Source organism: Enterococcus hailinensis (genome assembly GCF_045862035.1).
Taxonomy (GTDB): domain Bacteria; phylum Bacillota; class Bacilli; order Lactobacillales; family Enterococcaceae; genus Enterococcus_A; species Enterococcus_A hailinensis.
The window spans coordinates 1-14,654 of sequence record NZ_BAAFRV010000028.1; the positions used below are offsets into that span (position 1 = coordinate 1).

General features: G+C 32.9%; 15 protein-coding genes. 4 read left to right on the plus strand and 11 right to left on the minus strand.

Annotated features, from left to right (window positions below):
- Positions 1-224 precede the first annotated feature (224 nt).
- The 9 genes from ACKTSC_RS12625 to ACKTSC_RS12665 form a co-directional block, all read right to left on the minus strand.
- Positions 225-1,700 carry a peptidoglycan DD-metalloendopeptidase family protein gene (locus ACKTSC_RS12625; protein ID WP_227150466.1) on the minus strand — a complete coding sequence of 492 codons (1,476 nt, stop codon included), beginning with the start codon at positions 1,698-1,700 and terminating at the stop codon, positions 225-227.
- A 454-nt stretch (positions 1,701-2,154) separates the two neighbouring features.
- A complete protein-coding gene (locus tag ACKTSC_RS12630) occupies positions 2,155-2,724 on the minus strand; it encodes a YdhK family protein (protein WP_311800954.1) in 570 nt (189 codons plus the stop codon).
- Positions 2,725-2,975: 251 nt separating this feature from the next.
- Entirely contained in the window at positions 2,976-4,376 is a 1,401-nt protein-coding gene (locus tag ACKTSC_RS12635; RefSeq protein ID WP_311859871.1) for a sensor histidine kinase, read from the minus strand.
- On the minus strand, positions 4,373-5,056 hold the full coding sequence (locus ACKTSC_RS12640) for a response regulator (protein ID WP_311859874.1): 684 nt from the start codon (positions 5,054-5,056) through the stop codon (positions 4,373-4,375). The genes ACKTSC_RS12635 and ACKTSC_RS12640 overlap by 4 nt, the downstream gene beginning before the upstream one ends.
- Positions 5,057-5,079: 23 nt before the next feature.
- Positions 5,080-6,600: a multicopper oxidase family protein gene (locus ACKTSC_RS12645; RefSeq protein ID WP_407857783.1), complete on the minus strand. Its 1,521-nt coding sequence runs from the start codon at positions 6,598-6,600 to the stop codon at positions 5,080-5,082.
- A gap of 84 nt (positions 6,601-6,684) precedes the next feature.
- Entirely contained in the window at positions 6,685-6,909 is a 225-nt protein-coding gene (locus tag ACKTSC_RS12650; RefSeq protein WP_227150471.1) for a heavy-metal-associated domain-containing protein, read from the minus strand.
- Positions 6,906-9,365: a heavy metal translocating P-type ATPase gene (locus tag ACKTSC_RS12655; protein WP_311859876.1), complete on the minus strand. Its 2,460-nt coding sequence runs from the start codon at positions 9,363-9,365 to the stop codon at positions 6,906-6,908. Before ACKTSC_RS12655 ends, ACKTSC_RS12650 begins: the two co-directional genes overlap by 4 nt.
- On the minus strand, positions 9,349-9,708 hold the full coding sequence (locus tag ACKTSC_RS12660) for a BlaI/MecI/CopY family transcriptional regulator (RefSeq protein ID WP_311859877.1): 360 nt from the start codon (positions 9,706-9,708) through the stop codon (positions 9,349-9,351). Before ACKTSC_RS12660 ends, ACKTSC_RS12655 begins: the two co-directional genes overlap by 17 nt.
- A 38-nt stretch (positions 9,709-9,746) precedes the next feature.
- On the minus strand, positions 9,747-10,385 hold the full coding sequence (locus tag ACKTSC_RS12665) for a TIGR01906 family membrane protein (protein WP_227150474.1): 639 nt from the start codon (positions 10,383-10,385) through the stop codon (positions 9,747-9,749).
- A 147-nt stretch (positions 10,386-10,532) separates the two neighbouring features.
- Between ACKTSC_RS12665 and lgt the strand changes: the two genes are divergently transcribed.
- The 4 genes from lgt (at position 10,533) to ACKTSC_RS12685 (ending at position 13,985) form a co-directional block, all read left to right on the plus strand.
- Complete coding sequence (lgt, locus tag ACKTSC_RS12670; RefSeq protein ID WP_311859878.1) at positions 10,533-11,336, plus strand: prolipoprotein diacylglyceryl transferase; 804 nt, start codon at positions 10,533-10,535, stop codon at positions 11,334-11,336.
- The gene (locus ACKTSC_RS12675) at positions 11,320-11,538 is read left to right on the plus strand and encodes a DUF2933 domain-containing protein (protein ID WP_227150476.1); all 219 of its coding nucleotides are present in this window, start codon (positions 11,320-11,322) and stop codon (positions 11,536-11,538) included. Before lgt ends, ACKTSC_RS12675 begins: the two co-directional genes overlap by 17 nt.
- Positions 11,538-11,717, plus strand: coding sequence for a DUF2933 domain-containing protein (locus ACKTSC_RS12680; protein ID WP_227150477.1), 180 nt, complete (start codon positions 11,538-11,540; stop codon positions 11,715-11,717). The genes ACKTSC_RS12675 and ACKTSC_RS12680 overlap by 1 nt, the downstream gene beginning before the upstream one ends.
- A 165-nt stretch (positions 11,718-11,882) precedes the next feature.
- Positions 11,883-13,985: a heavy metal translocating P-type ATPase gene (locus ACKTSC_RS12685; protein WP_227150478.1), complete on the plus strand. Its 2,103-nt coding sequence runs from the start codon at positions 11,883-11,885 to the stop codon at positions 13,983-13,985.
- Between the two features lie 180 nt (positions 13,986-14,165).
- On the opposite strand, the gene ACKTSC_RS12690 is transcribed toward ACKTSC_RS12685, so the two are convergent.
- Complete coding sequence (locus ACKTSC_RS12690) at positions 14,166-14,372, minus strand: hypothetical protein (RefSeq protein WP_227150479.1); 207 nt, start codon at positions 14,370-14,372, stop codon at positions 14,166-14,168.
- A complete protein-coding gene (locus ACKTSC_RS12695; RefSeq protein ID WP_407857784.1) occupies positions 14,372-14,587 on the minus strand; it encodes a DUF5960 family protein in 216 nt (71 codons plus the stop codon). The genes ACKTSC_RS12690 and ACKTSC_RS12695 overlap by 1 nt, the downstream gene beginning before the upstream one ends.
- Positions 14,588-14,654: the final 67 nt, after the last annotated feature.

The window sequence follows — 14,654 nt, forward strand, 5'->3', positions numbered from 1 at the left end:
AAGTTCATCCGTTGTAAGATGGGTATAGGTCATTTGTACTCACTCCTTATAATTCTTTGGTCAGAACTATTTTGAGTGTAGCACAAATGGCTTTTTTAGTTGTCTAGCTTAATTTTACAATCGGCGTTATTAAAAATCAGCGCAATACCTAGAATTAACAGTAAGAAAAATGGTAGATTAATCACCAGATTTCCAATACTGTTAGTAGTCCTTTTCTTCATTAACTAAACTCCCAGTAATGGTGCCGGGTCAATAAAACCAGTCCAATTTGGACTAGTGCTTATACTAAAATGTAAGTGTACACCTGTTGAATTACCTGTGGTCCCCATAATCCCAATTGTTTGACCTGCGCTTACGGATTGTCCAACAGAAGCAACAAAACTACTCATGTGTAAATAATAAGAATAGTATCCATCACCATGATCGATAATAATGTAATTGCCTGCTGATCCATCGAACGAAGATTGTACTACCGTTCCTGCTCTTGAGGCCATAATTGGTGTGCTCGAAGTTCCTCCCATATCCAAGCCACTATGAAATGTACCTGAGAATCCTGTAGGATCATAACGATTTCCAAAAGGACTGGTCACTATAATATTTGACACTGGTGCTCTCCAACTAGACTCTTTTGAAGGATCATTAACATCAGTGACAGTTTGTTCTTTAGAAGAATCTACAGTTTGTTCACTCTTAGTATCATCTAAAGGTGTTGGCGTTTCATTTTGTTGGATTGGAGGTACAGGTACAAACGATTCTTCCGAATTGTGTTCAGTTTCTTGATTTTTCGCTTCTGATTCAGTTTTTTCTTCTTCTAAAGTGATCGATTCTTCCTGTTTTGTCTCATTTACTTTAGCATCGTTTTCTTCTGTTTCTACTTTTTCAAGAATTTCAGTACTTTGCTGTTTCTTATTATTTTCAGCATCCTGAGCTTTCCTTAACGCTTCGGCTTCTTGAGCTTTTATTATCAACTCAGCTTCAGTTTGTTTCCTTTTTTCTTCTTCAAGAGCCTTCAATTCCTCTTCTTTCTTTTTCTCAGCTTCAATTTTTTGATTTTCGAATTTTTCTTTCTCTGATGTTTCAGTTGCTAAGTTAGAAGATATTTCATTTATCTGTACATTCTGTTCAAGCTTTGCGTTTGCGAGGGCGACTTCCTTTTCCCCGAGTGACTGAGTCTTTTCTTCAGCTTCCTTTAATTTCTTTTCTTCAGTATTTTTTAACGTTTCCAGATTTTTTTTGTCTTCAATCTGTACTTGCATAGTCTCATTATTAGCGTTAAGAAGTTTTGTCATTCCTACAGTTGTATTAACAACATCGGATAGAGATTCTGAGTTGAAGAGTATTGATACAATTGAATCTCTTCCTTGATTAGTTTGAACACTTCTAGCCTGTTTTACAATTTGATCGTTTCTTCGAGTAATCTTTTTTTCAAGATTACTGATGTTAGTTCTCAAACTATTTAATTTTTTTTCAGTATTATTCTTATCATTTAAAACTACTTGATATTCTTTTTCTAATTGCTCTATTTGATTGTTTAAGTCTGTTAAATTGCTTTTTGCACTTTTTTGTTTGTTAATAATGTTTTCAATGCGTCCGCTTTTATCTTGAATTTTCTCATCGATCGTTTGTGCGGAAGCAATGATACTTCTATTGATTAACAATGACAGCATAAGACTTGATACAAAAATAATTTTTTTGTTCAAACCTGTCTTTCACTTCCTTTCTAACCTTTGTATTATCCTCTAAATTTATATAAATTCATATATTACCCCCTTTTTGAATAGATACTTTATAGCTTTTCTATTTTTTGAATTGAATAGACGTTACCACTCTTCAAGTTCTTAAACTCAAAAACGTTCATTCAATCTTTTATTAATGTAAATGTATATTATGGAGATTTTATGTAGTATAGTTCTTTGACATATAAGTGTTCATTCTAGTTTAAATTTCACATCGCTTGGGCATTAAAACTTATATCTAGATATTGAATTAATTTAAGTCTCTACGAACGACTATCATGAAAAAAACTGTAAAGAAACTACGATTTATTTGTAGTCTCTTCACAGTTTGTGTATTTATTTACGACAGATGCTAAATTTTATCGAAATTACAGTATGTTTCAAATATATGTCCAGATTTTTTCCTGATAATTCTTCATTAATTATTGTTCTCTTTGAGTTCATCTTCAGTCACCCACATGTGATTTTTGACCTCTTTATCACCATTTGTCGGTGTATAATCGACGACATAAACGGTTCCCTCAATAGCTCTTTCTATATGAGCATCCGCTCCATTCATGCCTTTCATATGATCCGCGTTCAAAATAACAGGATCACCTTTCTTAGCGGTAGTTGAAGAGTTTTTTAGTTCTTCTTGAACAACCCATTTATGATTTTTCACCACTTCGCCACCTGTTGTTGGTTGATAGCTTACTTCATATATAGTAGTACTATATGCACCCACCACTTTAGCTTTGGCGCCCTTCATTCCTTCCATATGGTCACTTAATAGTATGACATTGCTTCCCACTGGGAATTTTGGATTTACCGCATCTTTCATATTCGTAGGGATCATACCATTGTGATTCATTTCTTCCATATTGCTAGTTGATGAAGTCTTTTCCGTGCTAGACTTACTAGATTGAGAAGTATTACTTTGACTACTACAAGCACTAAAAATTAAAAGCATTCCTAAACTTATAAAAATTAATTTTAACATTTTTTTCATATCTATATTTCCTCCTTAGATAGTTTATATATTAATGATCTCTGATATTGATAAATCTTGTAATTCTCGTTTTATAGTATGCATCGATAATTCGTTCCTCGAATAAATTTCTACTGAATTTGATGAAATATCCAAGTGAACCTTTTCAACATCATCTAAAGAAACTAATCGGAAAAACACTTTTTTTGCCCAACATTCACATTGCAATTTAGCAATCTTCAATTTCTTTTGAAACAAGATAAGCTCTCCTTTCATTTACTGTCTGAAGGCAATTTTATACTAAACTTTGTTCCTAATCCTAAATTACTTTTTACTTCAATAGTCCCGTTATGCGCTTCAACAATACTTTTTACAATTGCAAGACCTATACCTTGACCTCCCAAACTACTGCTTCTAGATGGGTCAGCCATATAAAAGCGGTCGAATATATGGAATTGTTGATCCTTTTCAAGACCTATACCGTTATCTTCAATTGATAGAAGTATATTATTTTTATCGCTAGTTATAGAAAAATCGATTCTTCCTTCTTTCTGAGTAAATTTAATTGCGTTACTTAAAAGATTTGTTAATACTTGACTCATCTTATCTTTATCGGCTGAAACTACTGGTCTTTCTCCATGAATTTTAACAGATATATTTTTTTCGCTAATTTTACTTGTGAAATTTTCTATTACTGATTCTACTAGTTTATACAAATCAACATCAGTTTTTTTTAAGTGATCATAGTTGGTTTCTATTTTATTAATCAGTTCAATATTCCTTATCAAACGAGTTAATCTATCTATTTCATCATAACAAGATTGTAAACGTTCTGGTGTTATTTTCCAAACACCATCTATCATTCCTTCAATATTTCCTTTTAAGGTAGTTAGTGGAGTCCGCAATTCGTGTGAGATATCTGTGGTCAATCTCTTACGAAGGCTATCTTGCTTTTCTAATTGATTACTTAAATCATTTAGTGAATCAATTAATGAGTTAATCTCAATAATTGAAGTTTCTTGAGGAATTTTTTGTGCGTATTCTCCGCGTGTTAATTTATGAGTAAAGTCACTCACATGTTTCAATGGCAATCCTAATCTAGTAGCTATCCATGATGCAAGTATTATGGATACTACAAGAGCTGAAAAAGCAACATACATTAAGCTTTGCTTCATACTAGAAATGAACATGGCATCATGTTCTGTATAGGCATATGGACCAAGATAATAAAATGTTACCCAGCCAAATTCCCTACCATCGTTCACTAATTTCTTTTTATCTTCTATTGTTTCATCTAGTTCGACACTTTTTTTCTGTGAAACCTTTTCAGCGTTTCTTTTTAATTTTGATCGAGCTATTTCTAAATCTTTTCCTTGAAGTTGCCATACTATCTTTCCCTGTGTATCTTCAATCGAAAAATAGAAGTTGTTCTCTAATGCTTTTGCAGAAAGAGCAGAGATTTCTTCGTTATTCCATGCACCATTACTATTTTCCCATAATAGATCGATGGTATTTACATATTGTTTCAACAAATCTTCTTGTCGTTCGTTCACATACTTACTAAAATGGTTATTTGTCAATCCTAATGTAATCAAGCTGAGTGAGCCTATGATTAATGTCGCAATGACTAAGAAAGAAATTATTAATTGAGTACGAATTGTTCTTTTTTTCATTGAAGATATCCAAATCTATAGCCAGTTCCATGTACTGTAAGTATGTAATTAGGGGACTTAGGATCAGCTTCGATTTTATGTCTTAAATTTTTAATATGAGAATCAATACTTCTGTCTAACCCATCAAATTCTATACCTTTTACTTTTTCGATTAAATCTCCTCTAGAAAACACTTTATTTGGTGTTGACACTAAAGCATGTAAAATATCAAACTCTGTTGTTGTGAGATTCAATTCTATTTGATGTAAAAAAACTTGTCGACTTTCTGGATATATCAATAATTTTCCATTATTTGCACTAAGCTTATTGGGGTTAGCTAAGGTCTCGGTTCTACGTAAAACAGTTTGTATTCTCGCAACTAATTCTTTAGGGCTAAATGGTTTTACCATATAATCATCTGCACCCAGCTTAAGTCCAGTAAGAATATCTTCTTCGTCGGACTTTGCCGTTAACATAATTATTGGCACATTTGAGCTCTCCCTAATTTTTCTACATACAGTTAATCCATCAGTATCTGGTAACATTAAATCTAATACAATTAAATCAGGATTCACCTTTTCAAATTTTTCCAATGCCGTAGAACCATTTAATGCTTTAAACACTGAGAATTTATTTGCGACTAGATAAGCATCAATAATCTCTAATATCTTGGCTTCATCATCTACAATAAGAATTTTCATAGGTACTCTCCCTTTTTCATTAATTATCTGACTTCCATCTGTCCCATCATTCCATATTCTTCATGTTCTAGTATGTGACAATGATACATGAAAGTTCCCGCATGATCGAATCTTACAAGCAGTTCTACTCTTTCTTCTGGATTCACTAATACCGTATCTTTCCAGCCATTCTCGTTTGAACGTAGTTGTTTACCATTTCTAGAAATAATTTGAAATTGAACACCATGAATATGAAATGGATGAGCCATTTCCCCCATCATACTAGAATAATTATTTACTTCCCAGATTTCTTGTTCGTTCAATTTTTTATACAAATCTATCCTGTTCATATCAAATTGTTTATTATTGATATTTACCATGTGAGACATACCCTTTAGGTTAATTATTTGTCTGTTTAAACCTTCTAAGCTCTTTTCATCAATTGTATTTATATCGTTAAGCTTTTTAGAAGGAATAAAAGTTGTATCTGTTTTTCTGCCTCTAATTCTCATATTCAATGCTACTGAATCGTTTGCCAAGAGCTTAATTGTATCGCCATTATTATATTTTTTTGTATCTACTAAAATCTCTGCCCTTTCTCCTGGTGATAATGTCAAAGAGTTTAGCTTAACTGGAGTATTAAGAAAACCACCATCTGTAGCTACTTGATAAAATGGTTCATTACTATCCAAAGAAAAAGTGAATGTTCTAGAATTAGATCCACTGACAATTCGATATCTCATCCATCGATTATTTACTTCAACATATGGATTAATAGTTCCATTCGTAAGTAATGTATCACCTTGAGTCCCATCAGAGTTGTAATCATTTTCATAATCTATTTGGTTATCCGCTTTAAAGGACTTATCTTGAACTATCAGAGGGATATCATCTATTCCATAGTTCTCAGGGAGATTCAAAGATTTTGAATTTTCGTCCTCAACGTACATTAATCCAGCCAACCCTTTATATACCTGGGAGGCTGTTTCGCCTTCAGGATGTGGATGAAACCAAAGTGTTGAGGCTTCTTGCTTAACTTCAAAAGTCACTGACTTTTTTTCACCTGATTCAATAGTCTGATGGGGACCACCATCAACGTCAGAAGGAATTTTTAGCCCATGCCAATGGAAAGATGTTCTAGAAGCCAATTGATTAGTCGTATTAATTGTCACTTTTTGTCCCTTCTTCATTCTTAATACTGGGCCCAAGAATTCCCCATTGTATCCGAGAGTTTCCGTTTTTTCCCCATCCTTAATTTGAAACTCACCTTCTCTTGCCACAATATCATATGTAATTTCTTCTTCATTTTGAGACGAGGTTTCGAGCACAGGAGGAATGAGCAACTGTCTTTCCGATTGTTTTGAAGGCTTTAAATCCAAATTCTGCTCATTTCCCATCATACCACTCATCATATTATTGTTTCTTTCGCCACTTTTTTCAACTTTTTGGATCGATTGCTCTGTATAATTTCTTGTATATTTTTTATAAATAAATATACTTCCCACAGCACCTATTAAAATCGCTGAGAGGATAATTAAAATCCATTTTTTCTTAATATTCTTCATAAAATCGCTCCTTATTGTATTCATTAATAACATAAGCAAAAGATGTGGAGATTTCATGTTATCATCTCCACATCTTTTGTATTGTCATTCTGTAATTTCTTTAATTGCTGAATATTTTGTTTCCTTTAGTAATTGATTAATCATCATCACCGATTTCTTTGTATCGGTTCTGAAAGTCGCTGTTCCGTTTTCTACATTCACTTGTTCCACTATAATTGAATTGTCCAATTCTAGTGCATTCAGAACTGTAGAAGCACATCCTGAACATTTCATCCCATCAATCGCTACTGTTTGCATATATTTTTTCATATTAGTTCCTTCTTTCCAATTTTAGGCTTAAATTTCTTTAAACGAAGAGCATTTAATAGTACTGAAACCGAACTAAAACTCATTGCTGCTCCTGCAATAATCGGACTTAATAAAGGGCCTCCAAAGATGTATAAGATACCCATTGCAACTGGAACACCTAAAATATTATAAGCAAAAGCCCAAAAAAGATTCTCTTGTATATTCAGAATCGTTTTTTTACTTAATTCTATGGCAATAGGTACAAGTTGAAGATCATCCTTCATGAGAATTATATCTGCAGATTCCATTGCAATATCAGTACCTGACCCAATGGCAATACCTATATCGGCTTGAGCAAGTGCCGGTGCATCATTTATTCCATCACCAACCATTGCTACTTTACTTTCATTTTTTTGATAAGTTTTCACATGTCGAGCTTTATCTTGCGGTAATACTTCACTGATAACCTCTTCAATACCTACCTGTCGAGCAATTGCTTGTGCTGTACGTTTATTATCACCAGTAAGCATGATCACTTTAATACCTAAGCTTTTTAAATGTTGAATGGCTAGAGAACTTGTTTTCTTAACCGTATCGGCGACTGCAATCACTCCCAAAAAGGTTTGATCATTTGAAATAAACATCGGTGTTTTTCCTTCCGAAGCCAATTCGTCTGAGACTGCTTTTAATTTACTAATATCAATATTATTCTCTATAAAGTATTTTTCATTTCCCAATCTTATATCTAATCCATTAATGGTTGCCCTGATCCCTAACCCTGATAAAGCTTCAAATTCAGTAGGTTGAATTAAATCAATATTGTATTTCTCCGCTTCAGATACGATGGCCTCTCCTAATGGATGCTCAGAGCCTTTTTCAGCCGAAGCAGCTAATAATAAAAGAAATTTTTCATCTAAATTTTCAGCAGCCACTATATCAGTAACAACTGGTTTTCCCTCAGTTATGGTTCCTGTTTTATCAAAAATTATAGTTTGTAATTTATGCGTTGTTTCTAAGGCCTCACCACTTTTTATTAATATCCCATTCTCTGCTCCTTTCCCTGTACCGACCATAATTGCTGTTGGAGTTGCTAATCCTAACGCACAAGGACATGCAATAACTAATACAGAAATTAAAATAGTTAATGAAAAAAGAATGCTTTGTCCTGAAATAAACCATAGCAGGCTAGATAATATTGCAACAATGATAATTATCGGAACAAAGTAGCTTGAAATAATATCAGCTAATTTGGCTATCGGAGCTTTTGAAGTTTGAGCATCTTCTACTAACTTAATAATTTGAGCCAAAGTCGTATCTTTACCAACATGAGTAGCCTCATAGCGAATAAGACCATTTTTATTAATACTAGAACCGATCACCTTGTCCCCAATTTTTTTTTCAACTGGAATACTTTCACCCGTTAGCATTGATTCATCTATTGAAGTTTGTCCGGTAATCACTACACCATCAACAGGTAAACGTTCCCCAGGTTTGGTACTAACTATATCCCCAACTAGAACCGCTTCGATCGGAATTGTCAGCTCTTTTTCATCTCTAACAACCGTGGCTGTTTTAGGTGCCAAACCCATAAGTTTTTTTATTGCTTCTGAAGTTCTTCCTTTTGTTACTAACTCCAAATATTTTCCTAAGGTAATCAATGTTAGGATTACAGCTGCTGCCTCAAAGTAAAGTTCATTCGTATATGTGTAGTCACCACCGATAATTTTGAAAGTAGCAAAAATTCCGTATAGAAAAGCTGCACTTGTACCTAAAGCTATCAATGTATCCATATTAGGATGCTTTCTTATTAGTGAAGTAAATCCTGTTTTATAGTAATTACTACTAACAAAAATAACAGGTATTGTAAATACTAATTGCACTATAGCGAACAATATTGGATTTATCATGGGATTAATTATTCTCGGGAGAGGCATATTAAGCATATGTCCACCGGCGATATATAGAACTGGAACTGTAAATATTAAAGATACGAGAAAACGTCGCCAAAGATTCTCTAATTCCCTTTCTTTTTTGGATTCTTGATCATTATTTTCTGTAAGTGAGTACAATTTGTAACCAAGTTTTGTAACCACTTCATTGACTCTGCTGATAGCTGATGGATCAGTGGCTGAAATTGATAATGTTTCCGTCGCAAAATTTACATTTGCATATTGTACATTTTCAATAAGTTTTGTGGCTGCTTCAATTCTATTTGCACAGGAAACACAACTCATTCCACTTATTCCAAAATTTGCTATTTCAGTTTGATTTCTAAGTTCAGCTTCATATCCAATCAGTTTTATCGTATCAATAATAATTTGATCATCTACTCTATTCTCATCAAATTCAACTTTTAAAACCTCTGTGGCATGATTAACACTAGCCGTATTTACACCAGGTAAATCTTTTATGTTTTTCTCTATTGTCAATGCACAACTTGTACATGTCATTCCGTAAATATTATATTTTGTTATCATTAGAACCTCCATTATCATTCGAATTGATTAGTCTCACTAGATGATTGTTTATTTCTGTAATGCTCTCTTTATCAAATCCTGAAAGAATTCTCTCAAATTCCATTTGTAAAAAATCTTGTTTAGTTATCGTCGATGTATAACAACGTTGGCTTTTTATTATGTCGTAGGTAATTACCTTTTTATCTAAAAGTCTCCTAATTAGTGTTTTTGAAGTTGAAGGATGCCAATTATTACAAGCTTTCATTTCGTGGACTATTAATCTGCTAGAAGCTGGTTCATGTCTCCATATAAATTTAAGTACGTCTAATTCACAATTAGACACTTGAATCTTGTACTTAGACATTATTTTTCCTCCTTTTCAAATATCTTCATAAAGAATGTTCAATTTATTTCACCAAATTCTTTTCTACTAAAGTAATTAGGTATTATCGACAATAATAAGATGCTTATCGAAATAATTAATAGAAAGCAAAAAAGAAAAAAATTTTCCGGTAGGAAAAGAATAATTGGATCTGTCTGATAATTGAATATCCAATCAGTATTTGTAAAAAATAATCTATGAAAAATTATGAATGCTTTTTCAAAGAGAAGCACCGCCAGAATACTAAACGCTGTAACAAAGAGTCGTATCTTCTTACTCTTCCTTTTAACGTCTCCTTGAAATAGCAGTTTTTTCCGTTTTTGCCAAAAAAGAGCAATACTGGAAGATATGAGGAAAAAATAATTAAGTTGAAATAAATATTTCACATCCTTAAAATGGTTTTCTCCCTTGTTTGAAAAATATAAGTTATCAAAAATTAATTTTCGCTGAAAGGGATTGTTTAAATAGCTCATCAAATTACTAAAATCTTCATTTACTTGATTTTTGGTCCAAATTTCAAAATTCGAATTATCTTGAAAAAATAAATTTAATTTGAGTAATCCTGGAAAATTAATGGTTAAAGCAATGCTCATAGTCAAAGTAAAGATGACCAATGTTAAATAGATTAAAAGATTATTCAATTTGTTATTCGTAACCATAAGTCCCCTCCTTGCAATAAGCATAAAATAGGTTTATGTAGAAAATATGTATATCTAATTCGGTAACTATTAAAAAAATTCTACATAAAAATTCCATATTCAGTTGATATATTCATGGCAACTCAACAGGGAAAGGAGGAAAAAGAGTTGCTAACACCTTACAACAGAATATTTTTGTCTTTTGGACCTTTTACAATTTACTGGTACGCTATTTTTATCGTAACTGGAATAACAATAGGCTTCGTATTAGCTGATATGAAGGCTAGGAAAATCGGCTTACCGAAAGATACGATAACTGATTTACTGCTATATGGACTACCTATATCAATAATATCGGCCAGATTATATTATGTAATCTTCGAAATGGATTCTTATATCAGTAATCCAATAAGCATAATCAAAATTTGGGAAGGCGGACTCGCTATTCACGGTGGGTTGATAGGTGCTGTTATCACCGGAGTCATTTATTGTAATAAAAAGAAATTGTCTTTTTGGTTGGTAGCTGATGTTGTTGCTCCAAGTATAGTTATTGGTCAAATTATTGGTCGATGGGGCAATTTTATGAATCAGGAAGCGTACGGAAATATTGTAAGTAGAAGTTTTTTACAGAGTTTGCGTTTACCTGACTTTATAATTAATCAAATGTTCATTGATGGTGCATATCGACAACCTACATTTCTTTACGAGTCATTATGGAATGTTGGTGTGCTGATCATATTAATACTATTAAGTAGGCAAAAAAAATTCACTGGTCAAATTTTTCTGACGTACATCATGTTATACTCTGTCGGTAGATTTTGGATAGAGGGTCTGCGAACAGACAGCTTGATGCTTACTCCAAATTTAAGAGTTGCCCAAATACTTTCTGTCATACTGCTCGTTGTATCAACATGTACTTACGTTTATTTTAAAAATATTAGGGAGGAAAATATACATGGAAAGATTAATTAATTTATTACCGCTTCTGTTATTACTAATTTGTCCTATCTCAATGATGTTCATGCATAAAGGACACAATCATGGAGGGCATAGTCATAATGATAATTCGACACATAGTAAAACGGAGCATGAACTAGAAGTATTAAAAAAGCAAACTGAACAATTAAAAGCAGAAGTATCTAATTTAAAGAACTTAGTTAAGGAGAGGGTTTAATGCAGTGGTTACTATTTTTACTTTGCCCTATCATGATGATTATTATGATGAGAGGAATGCATTCGGGACATCAAAATGAAAATGACAATCCTGTGATGAAAAAGGAACTAGAAGATTTGAAAGCTCAAAATGAAATATTAGGAAATGAACTAAGTGATTTAAAATCTAAGCTAAAATAAAAAATGAATTTATAGTACAGCCTCAAATACATGTTTGAGGCTGTATTTTCTAAATCAAAATTTGAGAAGTCAATTATTTGACAATAAAAAATAATTTGGTAAGATTTAATTATACAAACCGTTTACAAATGTAAACATAAAATATTTTTTAAAGGAGGAATTTATATGCCAAGCAACGATCACCAAAGTGTTCATAATCATTCCAATCATGAACATTCAACTCATGCTGATCACGATCACTCTAATCATGAACATATGAATCATGATACTCATAATCATGATTCAATGGATCATTCAATGCACATGGGGAATTTAAAAGTTAAATTTTTTGTTTCTCTTTTTCTATCCATACCTATCATTCTGTTGTCTCCAATGATGGGGGGCAAATTACCTTTCCAACTCACTTTTAATGGATCTGAGTGGATTGTATTATTTTTAGCTTCAGTTTTATTTTTCTACGGTGGTATGCCTTTCTTAAAGGGAGCTAAAATGGAAATAGAAATGAAAAGTCCTGCAATGATGACACTAATTTCTTTAGGTATCTCAGTAGCATACATCTATAGTGTGTATGCTTTTGTTGCTAACAACATACTAAATAAAAATAACCATGTTATGGACTTCTTCTGGGAGCTTGCTACATTAATTCTGATTATGTTACTCGGCCATTGGATAGAAATGAATGCAGTTAGTAACGCTGGAAATGCGCTCCAAAAAATGGCAGAATTATTACCGAACTCTGCAATAATACTTGACGAAACAGGCGCGACTAGAGAAGTTGATTTAAAAGATGTGAAAGTCGGAGATAAGGTATTAGTAAAAGCAGGAGAAAAAGTACCTACTGATGGCGTTATTGTAGCAGGTAAGACAACTGTTAATGAGTCGATGGTGACTGGTGAATCAAAAGAAGTTCAAAAAGAGATTAATGATAATGTTATTGGTGGATCAGTGAATGGATCAGGGATAGTAACCGTAAATGTAACTGGAACAGGAGAATCCGGATATTTATCACAGGTCATGGAATTAGTAAGTAATGCGCAAAAAGAAAAATCCCGGGTAGAATCTTTATCTGATAAAGTCGCTAAACTCTTGTTCTATGTTGCTTTGATTGTAGGTATTAGTACTTTCTTTATCTGGATCATTCTTAAAGGCGATGTAAATATTGCTTTAGAAAGAATGGTAACTGTATTAATTATTGCTTGTCCCCATGCATTGGGACTAGCAATTCCTTTAGTAACCGCGAGATCCACTTCACTTGGGGCTAAGAATGGTCTATTGATAAAGAATCGACAATCATTAGAAGTTGCAAAAAAAGTGGATATAATAATGATGGATAAAACAGGAACTTTAACTGAAGGTAATTTTGCGGTTAATGAGTATATTTCCTTCAATTCCGAGTATAGCAATGAAAAAGTATTGCAATTTATGGCATCGTTAGAAAAAAACTCTAGTCATCCTCTTTCTGTAGGAGTATTAAAAAAAGTAGATGAATTAGAATTGGAGATTCCCAATGCTATAGAAGTAAATAATTTACCTGGTATAGGATTGGAGGGGACCGTGGATGGGGAAGAAGTAAAGATTGTTAGTGTTTCATATTTAAATAGAAACAATATTACTTATGACCAAAAACTGTTCGATAATTTGTCTAATAAAGGCAATTCAATTAGTTTTTTACTTTTGAATGATAAGAACATTGGTTTAGTCGCTCAAGGTGATCAAATCAAATCTGAAGCCAAAATAATGGTGGAAAAATTAAAGAATAAAGGAATCAAACCAGTTATGCTGACGGGTGATAATAAGCAAGTTGCTTCAGTTGTTGCAAAACAATTAGGAATTGAAGACGTTCATGCAGAACTGATGCCGGAAGATAAAGAAAAAATTGTTAAAGAATATGAAGATAACGGCTTGACTGTTATGATGGTGGGTGACGGGGTTAATGATGCACCAAGCTTGGTAAGAGCTAATATTGGAATAGCTATAGGTGCTGGAACCGATGTAGCCATTGATTCAGCAGATGTCATTTTGGTTAAAAGCAATCCTTTTGATATATTGCATTTTCTTTCGTTGGCAAAAAATACTCAAAGAAAAATGGTACAAAATTTATGGTGGGGAGCTGGTTATAATATCTTAGCAATACCACTAGCTGCTGGTATACTAGCTAATTGGGGAATAGTATTGAGTCCAGCTATTGGAGCAATATTTATGTCCCTAAGTACTGTTATCGTAGCGATAAACGCAATGTTACTTAAAATTGATTCAAATAACGATTAATAGGTTGTATAAATGGTTTTCAAGCATACAGGAGTTTGTTTTTCTGTTTATTAACTTATATCAAAATTTATGTTCAAATAATCAGACTTGTAAATCTGCTATCTAAATCAGAAAACGACATACTTGGGCATTTTTGTGTATGGCTTGTTTCAACAAAGTCCGAAAAAAAGCAGCGTGCTATTATTGCACGCTGCTTTTGCTATATGGAATCAGAAAGTAATCGTAATCTAACCGCCCTGCTTCTCTTTCTATGTAGAACTTGAACCTATCAATACCTTCTTCAGCGATCGTTCTTTGACCGCAGCCTAGAAGTTGTTCTAGGAAGAAATCACGTGAGATATAATGTAGCTCGTACGATTTAATTAGAGTCATTTCACTAATATCCATTAAGCGTTCCTCCGTATGTTACCTGGCTTTTCAATGATATCCATTCCCAGGTATCTATAACGCAAGATATTAGTATTGTTTTGGTCTTCTATCCTTTCAAAATAGAAAATATGGTCTTTTGAATCTACGGTTAAGTAACCTGGTATTCTAAATTTGGGAGCGTCAATAATTTTGTGTAAATAACTCGTCCTTCTGCAAAATAATGGGTTACTCAGTAAACATTGAAGCTAATGTATCCGTCACTTGTTGGAAGCCTTTATGGCTTCTATTTAAGAATTTTTG